The 14,365-nt window shown below is 74.8% G+C and carries 14 protein-coding genes; 5 read left to right on the top strand and 9 right to left on the bottom strand.

The window, feature by feature from the left end; translation table 11 throughout:
• Window positions 1–40: 40 nt before the first annotated feature.
• From OIE49_RS30020 to OIE49_RS30010, 3 genes are all read right to left on the bottom strand, one after another.
• On the bottom strand, window positions 41–466 hold the full coding sequence (locus OIE49_RS30020) for an OsmC family protein (RefSeq protein WP_326805020.1): 426 nt from the start codon (window positions 464–466) through the stop codon (window positions 41–43).
• A 138-nt stretch (window positions 467–604) separates the two neighbouring features.
• Entirely contained in the window at window positions 605–2,683 is a 2,079-nt protein-coding gene (locus tag OIE49_RS30015; RefSeq protein ID WP_326805019.1) for a phage holin family protein, read from the bottom strand.
• Between the two features lie 154 nt (window positions 2,684–2,837).
• On the bottom strand, window positions 2,838–3,275 hold the full coding sequence (locus OIE49_RS30010) for a hypothetical protein (protein WP_326805018.1): 438 nt from the start codon (window positions 3,273–3,275) through the stop codon (window positions 2,838–2,840).
• Window positions 3,276–3,361: 86 nt separating this feature from the next.
• On the opposite strand from OIE49_RS30010, the gene OIE49_RS30005 reads away from it, so the two are divergent.
• A complete protein-coding gene (locus OIE49_RS30005) occupies window positions 3,362–4,135 on the top strand; it encodes an MBL fold metallo-hydrolase (protein ID WP_326805017.1) in 774 nt (257 codons plus the stop codon).
• A complete protein-coding gene (locus tag OIE49_RS30000; protein WP_326805016.1) occupies window positions 4,132–4,773 on the top strand; it encodes a DedA family protein in 642 nt (213 codons plus the stop codon). Before OIE49_RS30005 ends, OIE49_RS30000 begins: the two co-directional genes overlap by 4 nt.
• 54 nt (window positions 4,774–4,827) lie before the next feature.
• On the opposite strand, the gene OIE49_RS29995 is transcribed toward OIE49_RS30000, so the two are convergent.
• The 4 genes from OIE49_RS29995 to OIE49_RS29980 form a co-directional block, all read right to left on the bottom strand.
• Window positions 4,828–5,904, bottom strand: a complete 1,077-nt coding sequence (locus tag OIE49_RS29995; RefSeq protein WP_326805015.1) for an MBL fold metallo-hydrolase — start codon at window positions 5,902–5,904, stop codon at window positions 4,828–4,830.
• Window positions 5,901–7,151, bottom strand: coding sequence for an aminotransferase class I/II-fold pyridoxal phosphate-dependent enzyme (locus OIE49_RS29990; protein WP_326805014.1), 1,251 nt, complete (start codon window positions 7,149–7,151; stop codon window positions 5,901–5,903). Before OIE49_RS29990 ends, OIE49_RS29995 begins: the two co-directional genes overlap by 4 nt.
• 153 nt (window positions 7,152–7,304) lie before the next feature.
• A complete protein-coding gene (locus tag OIE49_RS29985) occupies window positions 7,305–8,108 on the bottom strand; it encodes a hypothetical protein (protein WP_326805013.1) in 804 nt (267 codons plus the stop codon).
• A 222-nt stretch (window positions 8,109–8,330) separates the two neighbouring features.
• Window positions 8,331–9,125: an RNA polymerase sigma factor SigF gene (locus OIE49_RS29980; protein ID WP_100566628.1), complete on the bottom strand. Its 795-nt coding sequence runs from the start codon at window positions 9,123–9,125 to the stop codon at window positions 8,331–8,333.
• 312 nt (window positions 9,126–9,437) lie between these two features.
• Between OIE49_RS29980 and OIE49_RS29975 the strand changes: the two genes are divergently transcribed.
• On the top strand, window positions 9,438–9,839 hold the full coding sequence (locus OIE49_RS29975; protein ID WP_326805012.1) for a DUF2795 domain-containing protein: 402 nt from the start codon (window positions 9,438–9,440) through the stop codon (window positions 9,837–9,839).
• A gap of 606 nt (window positions 9,840–10,445) precedes the next feature.
• On the top strand, window positions 10,446–10,976 hold the full coding sequence (locus OIE49_RS29970) for a type 1 glutamine amidotransferase domain-containing protein (RefSeq protein ID WP_326805011.1): 531 nt from the start codon (window positions 10,446–10,448) through the stop codon (window positions 10,974–10,976).
• Window positions 10,977–11,237: 261 nt separating this feature from the next.
• On the opposite strand, the gene OIE49_RS29965 is transcribed toward OIE49_RS29970, so the two are convergent.
• Entirely contained in the window at window positions 11,238–11,486 is a 249-nt protein-coding gene (locus tag OIE49_RS29965; RefSeq protein WP_100566769.1) for a DUF6158 family protein, read from the bottom strand.
• Window positions 11,487–11,571: 85 nt separating this feature from the next.
• On the opposite strand from OIE49_RS29965, the gene OIE49_RS29960 reads away from it, so the two are divergent.
• Window positions 11,572–12,687: a baeRF2 domain-containing protein gene (locus tag OIE49_RS29960; protein ID WP_326805010.1), complete on the top strand. Its 1,116-nt coding sequence runs from the start codon at window positions 11,572–11,574 to the stop codon at window positions 12,685–12,687.
• Window positions 12,688–12,712: 25 nt separating this feature from the next.
• Here the strand turns inward: OIE49_RS29960 and OIE49_RS29955 are convergent, their stop codons facing one another.
• Window positions 12,713–14,332 (bottom strand): ABC-F family ATP-binding cassette domain-containing protein, encoded by a 1,620-nt coding sequence (locus OIE49_RS29955; protein ID WP_326805009.1) that lies wholly within the window; start codon window positions 14,330–14,332, stop codon window positions 12,713–12,715.
• Between the last annotated feature and the right edge of the window lie 33 nt (window positions 14,333–14,365).

Below are 14,365 nucleotides of genomic sequence, written 5' to 3'. Positions count from 1 at the left end.
CCGGACGAGGGGCGCGGCATCGTCGGACGTGCGTCTCGCGTCAGGCGAGCTTGGCGTCCAGGGTGATCGTCGTACCGGTCAGGGCCTGGCTGACCGGGCAGTTCTTCTTGGCCTCCTCGGCGGCGGCGACGAACGCGTCGTTGTCGATGCCGGGGACCGCGCCCTCGACGCTGAGGTGGATGCCCGTGATGCCCTCGCCCGGCTGGAAGGTGACGTCGGCCTTCGTGCGCAGGGTGGTGGGCGGGGTGCCGGCGCCGGCCAGGCCGTGCGACAGCGCCATGGAGAAGCAGCTCGAGTGGGCGGCGGCGATCAGCTCCTCGGGGCTGGTCTTCCCGTTCGCCTGCTCGGCGCGCGACGGCCACGACACCGGCTGCTCGCCGATGCCGGAGGAGTCGAAGGAGACGACGCCGTTGCCCTCGAGCAGGTTGCCTTCCCAGACGGTGTGAGCGGTTCGCGTGGTTGCCACGGTGGTTCCATACCTTTCGCCTACGTTCCCGCTGCCGGGATTCCGTAAGCGCCATCCGATCACATCCGCGTTGCGGGGATCCACCAGACCTGGCCGCGACATGTGGTGGGTCGCTCCCGGTGTGTTCCGCCCCCGCGGTCAGGCGGCGCGCTCCTCCGGTTCGGCGCCGAGCGGTGCCCCGGTCCCGGCGGCCTCCCGCAGCCAGCGCCGCAGCACGCGGTGGACGTGCTCGGCGCCGACGAGTTCCTCGCCCTCCGCGACCGGCGGGGAGCAGTCGAGCGGCGACAGCAGGAACGGGCGGCCCTGCGCGCCGCCGAGGCCGCCGTGGGAGCCGATCTGCTCCTCGAAGGCGAGGACCTCCCCGTCGGCCGGGTCGTGGCTGGAGTTGACCATGATGTCGGCGGTGTGCGGGAAGGAGTGGGTGCGGCGTACCGCGTCGGCCGCGCCGGGGCCGAAGGCGGCCAGCGGGCCGGGGTCGGTGTCCAGCTCGGCCAGCGGTATCCGTACGCCGCGCGGGCCGAGGACGACACCGCCGTGCTCCTCGCTGCGCACGAGCAGGAAGCCGACGCCCGGGTGGTCGGCGAGCGTGGACAGCAGCGCGGGGTGGCGGGCGTCGATCTCCTCCTGGCTCATGCGGTGCGGCACGTCCGGGAAGGAGACCAGGCCCAGGTTCCCGGAGGCCAGCACAACGGGCTCGCGGCGGCCCGAGGGCCGCCGGTCCCCGCCGCTCTCCTCGACCGGCCGGCCCAGCGCGGCCCGTACGGCGGCCCGCGCCTCGGCTCCACTGCGCGTCCCCTCCGCCCGGCGCGGCACGGGCAGTCCGCAGCCAGCCCGGACCAGGTCGCCCAGGGTCAGGCCGTAGCGGGAGCGGAAGGTCTCGCCGGGGCTCTGGCCGTGGTCGGACAGGAGGACGAACCGGTACGGGCGCGGGGCGTGCTCGGCGACCTGCTCGATCAGCGCCAGCGAGCGGTCCAGGCGCCGCAGCACCTGCGCCGCGTCCCGGCTGTGCGGCCCGGAGTGGTGGGCCACCTCGTCGTACGCCACCAGGTCGGCGTAGACGGCGGTGCGCCCGGCGAGCAGGTCGCCCATCACCGCGGCCACGACGACGTCCCGTTCGACGACCGTCGCGAAGGCGCGGACCAGCGGGTACAGGCCGCCGCGGGAAACACGCGGGCGCTCCTCGCGGAGCCGGGCGCGCAGGGACTGGCCGATCTCGCGGCCGGTCTCGGCGACGAAGGACAGGAAGGTGCGCACGGCGTTGGCGGGGTCGGAGAAGTAGGCGAAGTAGCCCGCGCGGGAGCGGCTGCCGCGGTCGCGGCGGACCGCCACCGACAGGACGAGGGCGAGTTCGCCGGCGCCGCCGCCGAAGAGGTTGCCGCGGCTGGCCCCGTCGGCGGTGAGCAGCCCGCCGTCGCCGGTGCGCCGTACGGCGCGGCGCTGGAGTTCGACGGCGCTGCTGGGGCGGTTGCAGACCATCACCTCGCCGGTGTCCTTCTCGTACCAGCGGAATGCGGGGACGTCGTGGTTGGACCCGTGCAGGATGCCGAGCTGGCTGGCGCCGGTCTGGCTGGACCAGTCGGTGCGCCAGGGGGTGAGCCGGTGGGTGGGCCCTGGTTGCCCCTCGCCGGCGCCGAGCCAGCGGGCCACGGTCGGCATCAGGCCCTCGTCGACCGCGTCCCGCAGCACGTCGTGGCCGACGCCGTCGAGCTGGACGACGACGGTGCCGGGGGTCGGCGAGCAGGGCCGCAGCCGTCTGCGGCGGCGGTCGGCGAGCCGGTGGAGACGGCGCCGGTAGGCGTCGTCGTCGCGCACGGCGAGGGCGGCGCCGGTGGCCGAGGCGACCGCGGACATCACCGCCGCCACGATGACGGCGGTCTCGGGGGCGGCCTCCGCCTGGCCGGAGGGGGTGATACGCAGGGCGAGCAGGAGCAGGGAGCCGTTGAGGAAGAACACCAGCAGCCCGAGGACCATGGCGGGCACGAGCAGCAGCAGCCGGACGAGCAGCGGCCACACCACGGCCGACAGCACACCGAAGGCTCCCGCGCCGAGCGCGGCGGTCACGGCGATCGTGGTGGCGCTGTCGCCGTCGGGCGACTGCAGCTGGAAGTCCGGCAGGATCCCGGCGAGCACCAGCAGGGTGACCGTGGAGACGGTCCACACCGCGACGCTGCGCCCGACCTGACTGGCGGCCCGCCGCCATCGCCGCCCGCCACCCATGCCCGGCACATCCTCCGCTTCCGCCCCGCCCGGTGCCTCCGCACGGACGCGTCCCAGCTTGTCATACACCCGCACAAATCGCCGTGACCTGCGGTAACACCCACAAAGCGGTGGGGGCGGAGGGGGTGAGTCAGGGGGGCAGCGAGTCAGGGGGTCAGCGGCCGTCGTAGCCGGCGGTCGGCATGGAAAGGCGGCGGTGCACGCAGGCCTTCATCTGGGCGTCGTACGAGGGCTCGGCCTGGCCCACCGTCTCCACCCGGACCCCGCGCCGTGCGCACTCGTCGGTGAACTCCTCGACGGAGGACAGCGCCCGTTCCAGCACCCGCCGGCTGGGCGCGACGAACAGGTCCATGCCGGGGCGCACTCCCTCCCACAGGGCACTGTGGTCGGCGCGCAGCCCCCGGACGAGCAGTTCCCGCGCGATCACGTAGCCGTGTTCGGCGGCCCAGCGGGCGCACATCGAGTGCTGGCCGCGGGAGTCCACCAGGAAGGGCTCGTCGTGCAGCTCCTCCAGGGGTGTCAGGCTCGCGATCGCCGTGACGCGGACGACCGCCGGGGCGCCCCCGCCGGGGGCATCCCGCACTTCTCCCATGGCGTCCCCCCTCACCTCCGGGTTTCCGCCGCCGACCCTACTCCTGCCCGTAGGCTCAGGGGGAGTCGCACGAAGGAGGCAAAGGAGTGCCGGTGGAGATCACCTGGTGGGGTCATGCCACCTGCACCGTCGAGGACTCGGACGTGCGCGTGCTGACCGATCCTCTGTTCGCCCGCCGGCTCGCGCACCTGCGGCGCCGCCGCGGCGCGCCACCGCCGCCCACCGCCTGGCACGCGGACGTGGCCCTGGTCTCCCACCTGCACGCCGACCATCTGCACGTGCCGTCGCTGGCCCGGCTGGAGCCGGGCACGCGCCTGCTGGTGCCCCGGGGCGCACTCGGGGCGGTCGCGGGACTGCGGCGGCTCGCCCATCTGCGGATCACCGAGGTCACGCCGGGTGACCGGATCGAGGTCGGCTGCCTCGTCGTACGGGTGGTGCCGGCCCGGCACGACGGGCGGCGGCTACCGGTCGGACGGCATCGCTCGCCCGCGCTCGGCTACGTCGTCGAGGGCGAGGCGCGGACGTACTTCGCCGGGGACACCGGCCTGTTCGAGACGATGGCCGAGGAGGTCGGGCCGGTCGACGCGGCGCTGCTGCCGGTGGGCGGCTGGGGGCCGTACCTCGGGGCGGGACATCTGGACGCCGGGCGGGCGGCGCAGGCGCTGGCCCGGCTGAAAACGGGGAGCGCGGTGCCGGTGCACTACGGCACGTACTGGCCGATCGGGATGGACGCCGTGCGCCCCCATGAGTTCCATGCGCCGGGTGATGAGTTCGTGCGCCTGGCCGCCGAGCGTGCGCCGGGGGTCGCGGTGCACCGGCTCGGGCACGGCGAGAGTGTGCGCCTGGAGGGCGCCCGGTGATACGGATCGCCGCCGCCGTGACCTCGGTGGTGCCACCGGAGTCCACCCAGCAGGCACTGGGATATCCCTCGCTGTTCCTGCTGGTGCTGATCGGGGCGCTGGTGCCGGTGGTGCCGACGGGCGCCCTGGTCAGTACGGCGGCGGTGGTCGCGCTGCACCAGACGGCGCCGTTCTCGCTGGCGCTGGTGTTCATGACGGCGTCGCTGGCCGCGTTCCTCGGGGACGCGGCGCTGTACTGGCTGGGGCGGCGCGGGCTGGGGTCGCGGAACGGGTCGCGATGGCTGGAGGCGATCCGTACGCGCGCCCCGGAGGACCGGCTCGCGCAGGCGCAGCGGAAGCTGAACGAGCACGGCGTCGCGGTGCTGGTCCTGTCCCGCCTGGTCCCGGCGGGCCGCATACCGGTGATGCTGGCGTGTCTGCTGGCGAAGTGGCCGCTGCGCCGCTTCTCCCGCGGCAACCTTCCCGCGTGCCTGGCCTGGGCGGCCACGTACCAGCTGATCGGCATCCTCGGCGGCTCCCTGTTCGAGGAGCCCTGGGAGGGCGTGGCCACCGCGATCGGACTGACCGTCCTGCTGGGCACGGCCCCCTCCGCCTGGCGCCGCCTGCGCCGCCTGATCCCGGCCCAGCGCTCGCAGTGACCGGGGCGGGGGCGGGCCGCCGGACGGTCCCCGACCGTCCGGCGCGGCGCCGGCTCAGGGTTGCTCAAGGACGCGGGAGGCGCCCACCGGGAGGTCCCACAGGCGTTCTCGGGCGAGGCCGGCCTCCTGCCAGGCTCTGCGGACCCGGGTCAGGGGTTCCAGGAGGGGTTCGGCGGAGAGGACGAAGGTGCCCCAGTGCATGGGGGCCATGTGCCGGGCGCCGAGGTCCTGTACGGCCCGGACGGCTTCCTCCGGGTCGCAGTGGACGTCGCTGAGCCACCAGCGGGGGTCGTAGGCGCCGATGGGAAGCAGGGCGAGGTCGATGCCGGGGTAGCGGCGGCCGATGCGCGAGAACCAGTGGCCGTAGCCCGTGTCCCCGGCGAAGTACACGCGCTGCCCGTCCGGGTCGGTGAGCACCCAGCCGCCCCACAGGCTGCGGCAGGTGTCGGTGAGGGTGCGCTTGGACCAGTGATGGGCGGGGACGAAGTCGAAGCGGACACCGGACAGTTCGGCCGCCTCCCACCAGTCCAGCTCGGTGACGCGGGTGAACCGGCGCCGCTGGAACCAGCGGCCGAGTCCGGCCGGAACGAACACCGGGGTGTCGCGCGGGAGTCGGCGCAGGGTGGGCGCGTCCAGGTGGTCGTAGTGGTTGTGGCTGACGACGACAGCGTCGACGGGCGGCAGCGCCTCCCAGGCGACACCGACGGGCGTGACCCGGGCCGGGGTACCGATGATGCGGCGGGACCACACCGGGTCGGTCAGCACGGTCAGCCCGCCGATCCGGACCACCCAGCTGGCGTGCCCCGCCCAGGTGACGGCGACGGTACGGGTGTTCACGCGGGGCAGTCCGGCGGGCCGGTACGGCAGCAGCGGGATGTCGGCCAGGGCCTCCTTGTCCGGCCGCAGGGCGCCCTCGCGGGCGAACCGGGCGAAGGCCTTCAGCCCGGGCAGCGGGGCGGTGAGGCGGTCGTGGAAGGTGCGCGGCCAGACCCGCCGCTCCCCCAGCGGCCGGGGTTCGGCCAGCGGCGGGAACGGGGCGGACGGAGAGGGCAGGAGGGACGAGACCGCGGGATCGCCGGTCTCCTGAGGGGTGGTTCTCGTGGACGTGGTCGACTCGGACTGCTGCGTCATCGAGGAGGCTCCCATCGCTGAGCTTCGTCACGGAGATCGTCGAGTACCGAACTCAAGGAGAGCAACGCGCGTTGCGGGTGTGGCAGTTCCAACGGCGTGGGAGACAGCAGGCATTCCGCGCGTTCCTCGTCGGTGCGGCCGAGGAGTTCCGTGGTGGAGAGCCGTACGCGCAGCGCGCCGAGGTCGTCTCCGAAGCGGTGGCCGCCGGGCACGGGCAGTCGCAGGCGGGCGGTGAGGAAGTCCTCCAACTCCTGTGCGTCGCCCACCGCGTGGGCGTCGAGCGCGGGGCGCAGCGGGCCGAGGTCGGCGTACAGGTGGCGGCCGGACTGCGGCGGCCGGGCGAGTGCGCCGGCGGCGATCACGGCCGCGTGGACGGCCTGTGCCACGCGCGCGTGCAGGCCCACCGAGGCCGTCCGGCGCGCGGTGACCGGACCGGGTTCGCCGAGGACGTAGGCGGCCGCGGCGGCGACCGGTTCGGCGATACGGGCGTCCAGCGCGGTGAGGATGTCGAGCACGCGCGCGTGCAGTGCCTCGCCGGTGGCTCCGGCGGGGAAGCGGGCGATCGCGGCGGGCCAGCCGGCGGGCAGGAACGCGCCGGCCAGGTCGGTGACGACGGTGACGCGGTCGGGCAGCATCTCGGCGGGGCTGAGCAGCACCGTCTCGTGCGGTGCGTGCACGGTGTCGCGCCAGGTCTCGTCACTGACCAGGTGCAGTCCCTCGTCGGTGGCGGCCTCGACGGTCTCGTGCAGCACCTCCGGCGGTGCCACGGTGGCGGTGGGGTCGTCGGCGACGGACAGGACGAGCAGCCGGGGGTCGCCGCCCTCGGCGCGGACTCTGCGGACGGTCTCCAGCAGGGCGTACGGGTCGGGAACGCCGCCGCACTCGGCAGGGGTGGCCACGTGGAAGGCGGGGCTGCCCAGCAGGCGTGCGTACGGCGCCCACCAGGCCGCGCAGGGCCGGGGCACCAGGACGTCGCCGCCGAGCGCGGCGGTCAGCGCGAGCAGCAGTGCGGGGGCGCCGGGCGCGGCCGCGACCCGGCCGGGCGAGGTGGGCAGTCCGCGCCGCAGCCAGTAGCCGCAGGCGGCGTCCAGCAGTTCGGGGCCGCCGCCGATCGGTCTGCGCCGGGTCTCGTGCGCGGCCCCGGCGAGCGCGGCGGACACCTCCGGCAGGACGGGCAGTCCGTCGTCGGGGAGGGCCGACGGTCCGTAGCGGACGGGGCCGTGTCCTTCCGGTTCCGTCCGCCGCATGGGTACCTCCGCGAAGTCCCTGATGCCGTGTGGTGCCGTCGCTCCGTCGCCCGGCGCGGGCCGTGCCTTCGGGCCTCCGTGTACCCCGGGTGACGCGGTCCCAAGGCCACCGGCCCGGCCGGGAAGGCCCCGCACGGCGGTCCGCCCGTCCGGTCAGCCGCCGGTCTTCCCGCGGCGCCACGCCCGGTGAACCGCCCCGCCGAGCGCCGCGAGGATCAGCGCGCCACCACCGATCAGCGCGGGCAGGGACGCGGTGAACGACCCACCCGAACCGGCCTGCACCCCGTGCTGGGCCGGGTCCCGGTCCGCGTCGGCGGCGGACGGCCCCCGGGAGGGGTCCCGTGACTCCTGCGGGCGGGAGGGTTCGGGGGAGGCACCGCCGTTGAGATCGGGCGCGGCCTGGGCCCGGGACGGGTCGTAGGACGGGACGTCACGAGCGGTGTTGCGCGAGGCCGGCCCGGGGCCGGGCTCACGGGGAGAGCCCGGCGCGGACAGCCCGGGGGCCGGGTCACGGAGCGGAGTCTGCGCGGACAGCCCGGGGGCCGGGTCACGGGGCGGAGTCCGCGCGGACTGGACCTCCCCCGGATCACGCGGCGGAGTCCGCGCGGCCTGGAGACGGGAAGGGTCATTGGCCAACGCGTCCTGCAGGACCGGATCCTGGGACGCTCCCGCGTCCATCGGCACCGCCGCGCCCGGGGCACGCGGAGCCATCGTGGACGGGGGGACGGGCATCTCGCCGTATCCGCGTGTGCCGGACGCGGGAGCCGGTGCGCAGGCCTCTGCCGTGGCGCGTGGGGTGGCGGCGCCTGCCGGGGCGCACACCGCGGTGGCGACGGCGCCCTCGGCGGGCGGGCGGGGCTGTACCGCCGGGGTCGCCAGGGCGGCCGATGTGGCGCCGCCCGCGATGACTCCGGCCAGGACGGCGACGGGCAGGGCGCGGGTGACGGTACGGCGCATGAGCGGGGCTCCTCGGACCGGCGGCGGCTGACGGCACGGGTTCGTGCCCTCGCTGCCATCACAGCCGCTGGGGCCGCGGGTCGCGCGCGGCCGAGCCCCATTAGCGGGACACCAACGGCCTATCGGGTGACGCCGGCAGGGGCGCCGAGGCCGTGGCCGCCGGCCACGGCGCGACCGTCGGCCGCCCGGTGCCGCTGCCCCGCCCCGGACGACAGCCCGCGTCTACACGCCCTCCCGCATCACCTGCTCCCGCAGCCGGTCGCAGCACCGGCTGATCAGGCGGGACACATGCATCTGCGAGATGCCGAGCTGCTCGGCGATCCGGCTCTGCGTCATGTCGCCGAAGAACCGCATGTACAGGATGGCCCGCTCCCGTTCGGGCAGCGCCGCCAGCCGATGCTTGACGGACTCGCGGTCCACCACGGTGTCCAGGGCGGGGTCGGAGGAGCCCAGGCAGTCGCCCAGGGAGTACCCGTCCTCGCTGCCGGACAGCTCCGCGTCGAGCGAGAGGGCGGTGAAGCTCTCCAGCGCCTCGAGGCCGTCCCGCACCTCCTCCTCGCTGAGGTGGGCGTGCTCGGCGATCTCGGCGAGGGTGGGGCCGCGGCCGGAGATCGTCCCGGACAGGTCCTGGGAGGCGAAGCGGACCCGGTTGCGCAGTTCCTGCACCCGGCGCGGGACGTGCACGGTCCACATGTGGTCGCGGAAGTGCCGTTTGATCTCACCGGTGATGGTGGGCACGGCGTAGCTCTCGAAGGCGTTTCCGCGCTCGGGGTCGTAGCGGTCGACCGCCTTGACCAGTCCGAGCGCGGCGACCTGGCGCAGATCCTCGGAGCTCTCGCCGCGGCTGCGGAACCGGCCGGCCAGCCGTTCGGCCATCGGCAGCCAGGCTTCCACTGTCTCGTCGCGCAGTTCGTTCCGCCGCTGCCCCGGCGGAAGCGTGGCGAGCAGGCGGAAGGCTTCCGCGGTGTCGGGGGCGTCGTCGTGGGGGTGGTGCCTGGCGCTCGCTCGCGTTGCCATGGTGAGTCGCAGCTCCCTCGCAGTCCTCTCGGGTGGGCGGTCACCGTGGGAGCGCGGGCACGTGAACCGGACGGCCGCACCCTGGGGGCGCGTTGCGCCGCTCCCACGGGCGTGCCTACGGTCCGAAGCACTGGGTCCGCGCCTGCCCCCAGTCCCGGGCGCCCAAACACGGCGCCCGTGCACGGCACCCGGACGGCCCTGCGCGGCGAGCGGCGCACCGGCCGACCCGGCCGTCATCCCGTCCCGGAAAACCGGTGTCGGCCGGCCGCGCACGGGTACGCGGTGGCCACCCCCGACGATCTGGAGGGAGATATGCAGCGAGGCAGTGACCGGCTGAGTGTCCACCGTGACGACGAGATGAAGCACGAGCTGCAGGGGCTGCTCAGGTCCGGCCATCCCACGCGGAGCGAGGAGTGGCACGACCCGGAGCCGACCGCCGAGGACGACCCGGAGGTGTGGGGCGGACCGGTGGCGCCGGGCGGCTCCCGGGCGTCCCTGGAGAGCGTGCGCCTGGAGCTGGCCAGGATCCTGGGCCGCAGCGCCTTTCCCGCGGGTCCGGGCGAACTGGCCCGCGAACTGCGGCGCAAGAACGCGCACGACGCGTTGATCGAGGCGCTCCAGCGGCTGCCGAACAAGGCGCGCTACGCCAATGTGCAGGAGCTGGCCCGGGAGCTGACGCACAACGAGCGGCCCGCACGGGAGGACCGCGCCTAGGCCATCCGGGCTCGGGCCGCCCCGCCCAGGCCTGTTGCGCCCGGACGGGGCGGCCCGGCTCGCGCGCCAGGCCCGGCGCCCCGCTCGCGCGCCGGGCCTGAACCAGGGGTGCCGCGACGGACACGCCTCGGGCCGAGCCGGGGGCGTGCCGCGGTGGGCCCCGCATGTCACGGCCGTACCGGCCGTCCGGCCCCGGCGCCCCCCGCCGCGACCGGGCGACGCCCGGCGTGACGAGGCGACGCCCCGCGTGACTGGGCAGCGTCCCGCGTGACCGGGCGACGCCCCGCGTGACCGGGCAGCGTTCGCGTGACCGGGCAGCGTCCCGCGTGACGGGTCGGCGCCCAACGTGACCGGGCAGCGTCCCGCGTGACGGGTCGGCGCCCAACGTGACCGGGCGGTACCCGGCGCGACCGGGCGACGCCCCGCGTGACCGGGCAGCGTCCCGCGCGACGGGTCGGCGCCCGCCGTGACGGCCGGATCGGACGTGGTGCGGGACGGGACGGACGCGGTGCGGCCGACTCCGTGCGGCGGCCGAGGCGAAGAGAGAAGAGCGCTCCGGGGACGGCAACGCCCGTCCCCGGAGCGGCGAAAGGACGTTGAGGCATCATGCGCATCGCATTTCTGACCGCGCCCGAGGGCGTGGAACAGGTCGAGCTCACCGAACCCTGGAAGGCGGTGAAGGACGCCGGTCACGAGCCCGTGCTCGTCTCGACGAAGTCCGGGCGGATCCAGGCCTTCGACCACCTGGACAAGGCCGACACGTTCCCCGTGGACGCGGTCGTCGACGAGGCCTCCCCGGACTCCTTCGACGCGCTGGTCCTGCCGGGCGGCGTGGCCAACCCGGACTTCCTGCGGATGGACGAGAAGGCGGTGGCCTTCGTGGGCGCGTTCTTCGAGCAGGGGCGCCCGGTGGCCGCGATCTGCCACGCGCCGTGGACGCTGGTCGAGGCGGACGTCGTACGGGGCCGGGTGCTGACCTCGTGGCCGAGTCTGCGCACGGACATCCGCAACGCGGGCGGCATCTGGGTCGACGAGCAGGTGAAGGTCTGCGACCACGGACCGAACAAGCTGATCACCAGCCGCAAGCCGGACGACCTGAAGGCGTTCTGCGAGACGTTCCTCGACGTCCTCGCCTAGTGCTGCGACCGGAAAGGTTCACCGGCTCGCGACGCCCGGCACGGCTCCCCCAAGCTCTTCGAGCAGGGGGACCCCCAGCCGCGTTGTCGCATCACCCGAGTACATCCAGTACACGGGCGATGCTCCGCCTTGCGAGGCTCCCCCACTGCCCGAAGGGCGTGGGAGGTGCCCCCAGCACCGGACGCCGCGAGCCTTCCGGCAAACCTTCCCGGCCACAGCACTAGAAGGCGGGCCGAACCCGGACGCGTCCGGGACGTTTCTTCAGGTGCGGGGAGTCGCCGACTCCCCGCACCCGCGTTCACGGGCCCCCTCGCGGGTGCGGCCGGAGGCGACCGGGCGGCGCGGATTGCGGCGCAGGTACTCGCCCTCGAGCTGCGCCATGCGCTCGTTGTGGGCGCGCAGCGCGTCGTTGGAGCCGTACAGAAGCGTGTCGTGGCGCGTGCGGTGGATCGTCTCCAGCTCCTTCATCAGCTGCTGGTCGTCCAGCCGTCCCGGGTCGACTCCGGTCATGGTGGTGCCCCGTTCGTCGTGTTCGTACCTGCGGTCCGGGTACCCGCCCGGCGTGCGGCCACCGAACGGTCTCCGGGAGGGAGCCATGGATCTCGCCTTTCTGCATCCACTGTACGAACACCCGGGTCCCTGGGCCTCCGTGTACGTCGACACCTCGCGGCACGCGGAGGACACGGCGCACCGGCTGGAGCTGGCGGCCCGGGCCATGGGGCGCGAGCTCGCCCGGCAGGGCGCGGACGAGGCCACCTGCCGTGCGGTGGAGGCGGCCGTGCGGGAGCTGCGCCACGCGCCCGATCCGCACGGGCGGGTGCTGTTCGCGCGGGCCGGCAGGGTGGTGCTCGACCCGCTGCTGGCCCGTCCGCCGCAGGGCGGCAGCCGGGCGGAGTGGGCGCCGCTGCCGCGCGTGGCGCCGCTCCTTGACCTGGCGGGCGAGGATCCGGTCGCGATCGTCGCCTACGTGGACCGCAGGGGCGCGGACTTCGAGCTGCGCAGCTCGCTGGGCCGGCAGGACGCGGGGGCGGTGGTGGGGCAGGAGTGGCCCATCCATGGGACGGCGAGCGCCGACTGGTCGGAGCGGCACTTCCAGCTGAAGGTCGAGAACACCTGGGAGCACAACGCGGCGGAGATCGCCGACGCGCTCAGCGTCTGCCAGGAGGAGGCGGACGCGGACCTGCTGATCCTGGTCGGGGAGGACCGGGAGCGGCGCGAGGTGCGCGAGCGGCTGCCGAAGCGGCTGCACGACCGGGTGGCCGAGGCCGCCCACGGCACCGGCGGGCGGCTGCTGGACGGGGACGTGGAGCGGATCCGCGCCGAGCACGTGCACCGGCGTGTGGAGTCCGAGCTGGACCGCTTCCGGGCGGCGCGCACACCGGACGACGAGGGCCGGTCGGCGGCCGCCGAGGGGGTGTCCGCGCTGGTGGAGGCGGCCCGCGAGCACCGGCTGGAGGAACTGCTGATCCGGCCGGACGGCGCCGACGCCCACCGCGAGGTGTGGATCGGCGAGGACGCCGACCAGCTCGCCGTGCGGCGTACGGAGCTGAGGGCGCTCGGCGAGCGGGACTCCTGGCCGGCCCGGGCCGACGACGCCCTGCTGCGTTCGGCGGTCTGCCAGGACGCGACGGCCCTGTCGCTGGACCCGGCGGTCCCCGCCGGCGAGGACGTGCCGTCGGGCGGCCTGGGCGCGGTCCTGCGCTGGAAGTGAGCGGTCCGGGGGCTGGGGCGGGGCGTCACCGCGCCCGCCGCACCCGCCGTTCGTCCCACACCGGCTCCGGGGTCTCGCGGACCCGGCCGTCGCTGCCGAAGACCAGGAACCGGTCGAAGGAGCGGGCGAACCAGCGGTCGTGGGTGACCGCGACGACCGTGCCCTCGAAGGCCTCCAGGCCTTCCTGGAGGGCCTCGGCGGAATCCAGGTCGAGGTTGTCGGTCGGCTCGTCCAGGAGCAGGGCGGTGGCGCCCGCCAGCTCGAGGAGCAGGATCTGGAACCGGGCCTGCTGCCCGCCGGAGAGCCGGTCGAAGGTCTGCTCGGCCTGGCCGGTCAGTTCGTAGCGGCGCAGCCGGGACATGGCGGCCCCGCGGTCCTGGGAGTGCTCCTTCCACAGGATGTCCAGCAGGGTGCGGCCCATCAGCTCGGGGTGTGCGTGGGTCTGGGCGAAGTGCCCGGGGACCACGCGCGCGCCGAGCTTCCACGCGCCGGTGTGCGCCACGTCCTCGCCGGCCAGCAACCGCAGGAAGTGCGACTTGCCGGAGCCGTTGGAGCCGAGCACCGCGACGCGTTCGCCGTAGAAGACCTCCAGGTCGAAGGGGTGCATCAGGCCGGTCAGCTCCAGGCCCTGGCAGGTGACGGCGCGGACACCGGTGCGGCCGCCCTTCAGGCGCATCCGGATGTCCTGCTCGCGCGGCGGCTCGGGGGGCGGCCCGGCCTCCTCGAACTTGCGCAGCCGGGTCTGGGCGGCCTGGTAGCGGGAGGCCAGTTCATGGCTGACGGTGGCGGCCTGCCGCAGGTTCAGCACCAGCTTCTTCAGCTGCGCGTGCTTCTCGTCCCAGCGCCTGCGCAGCTCCTCGAAACGGGCGAAGCGCTCGCGGCGGGCCTCGTGGTAGGTGGCGAAGCCGCCGCCGTGCACCCAGGCGTCCGCGCCTGCCGGGCCGGGTTCGAGGGAGACGATCCGGTCGGCGGCGCGGGCGAGCAGTTCACGGTCGTGGGAGACGAACAGGACCGTCTTTCGGGTCTCCTTCAGCCGCTCCTCCAGCCAGCGCTTGCCGGGCACGTCGAGGTAGTTGTCCGGCTCGTCGAGCAGCAGTACCTCGTCGGTGCCGCGCAGCAGCGCCTCCAGCACGAGCCGCTTCTGCTCGCCGCCGGACAGGGTGCTCACCTGCCGCCACTGCGCCTTGTCGTAGGGCACGCCCAGCGCGGCCGTGGTGCACATGTCCCACAGCGTCTCGGCCTCGTAGCCGCGCGCCTCCGCCCAGTCGGCGAGCGCCTGCGCGTACTGGAGCTGGGCGGCCTCGTCGTCGACAGTCATGAGGGCGTGCTCGGCTTCGTCGACGGCCCGCGCGGCCTCCCTCACCCGCGGCGACGCGACCGACACGAGCAGGTCGCGCACGGTCGTCTCGTCCCGCACCGACCCCACGAACTGCCGCATCACGCCGAGGCCGCCGCTGACGGTCACGGTGCCGCCGTGCGGCTTCAGCTCGCCGGAGATCATGCGCAGCAGGGTGGTCTTGCCGGCGCCGTTGGGTCCGACGAGGGCCACGGCGGCCCCCTCTCCCACCCGGAAGGACACGTCGCCGAGCAGCGTCCTCCCGTCGGGGAGGACGTACTCCAGGTGCGCGGCTTCCAGATGTCCCATGGTCAGGCATTGTGACGGTGCCCGTACGGGTCC

The organism is Streptomyces sp. NBC_01788, from assembly GCF_035917575.1.
Lineage (GTDB): Bacteria > Actinomycetota > Actinomycetes > Streptomycetales > Streptomycetaceae > Streptomyces.
The sequence above is the reverse complement of the archived record's forward strand: the minus strand, read 5'-3'. Positions and strand labels throughout refer to the sequence as shown.

Excerpts from the sequence above, each read along its gene's own strand:
- OIE49_RS30015 (WP_326805019.1), bottom strand. The coding sequence starts at position 2,683 with ATGGGTGGCGGGCGGCGATGGCGGCGGGCCGCCAGTCAGGTCGGGCGC.
- OIE49_RS30010 (WP_326805018.1), bottom strand. The coding sequence starts at position 3,275 with ATGGGAGAAGTGCGGGATGCCCCCGGCGGGGGCGCCCCGGCGGTCGTC.
- OIE49_RS29995 (WP_326805015.1), bottom strand. The coding sequence starts at position 5,904 with ATGACGCAGCAGTCCGAGTCGACCACGTCCACGAGAACCACCCCTCAG.
- OIE49_RS29990 (WP_326805014.1), bottom strand. The coding sequence starts at position 7,151 with ATGCGGCGGACGGAACCGGAAGGACACGGCCCCGTCCGCTACGGACCG.
- OIE49_RS29985 (WP_326805013.1), bottom strand. The coding sequence starts at position 8,108 with ATGCGCCGTACCGTCACCCGCGCCCTGCCCGTCGCCGTCCTGGCCGGA.
- OIE49_RS29980 (WP_100566628.1), bottom strand. The coding sequence starts at position 9,125 with ATGGCAACGCGAGCGAGCGCCAGGCACCACCCCCACGACGACGCCCCC.
- OIE49_RS29975 (WP_326805012.1), top strand. The coding sequence starts at position 9,438 with ATGCAGCGAGGCAGTGACCGGCTGAGTGTCCACCGTGACGACGAGATG.
- OIE49_RS29970 (WP_326805011.1), top strand. The coding sequence starts at position 10,446 with ATGCGCATCGCATTTCTGACCGCGCCCGAGGGCGTGGAACAGGTCGAG.
- OIE49_RS29965 (WP_100566769.1), bottom strand. The coding sequence starts at position 11,486 with ATGACCGGAGTCGACCCGGGACGGCTGGACGACCAGCAGCTGATGAAG.
- OIE49_RS29960 (WP_326805010.1), top strand. The coding sequence starts at position 11,572 with ATGGATCTCGCCTTTCTGCATCCACTGTACGAACACCCGGGTCCCTGG.
- OIE49_RS29955 (WP_326805009.1), bottom strand. The coding sequence starts at position 14,332 with ATGGGACATCTGGAAGCCGCGCACCTGGAGTACGTCCTCCCCGACGGG.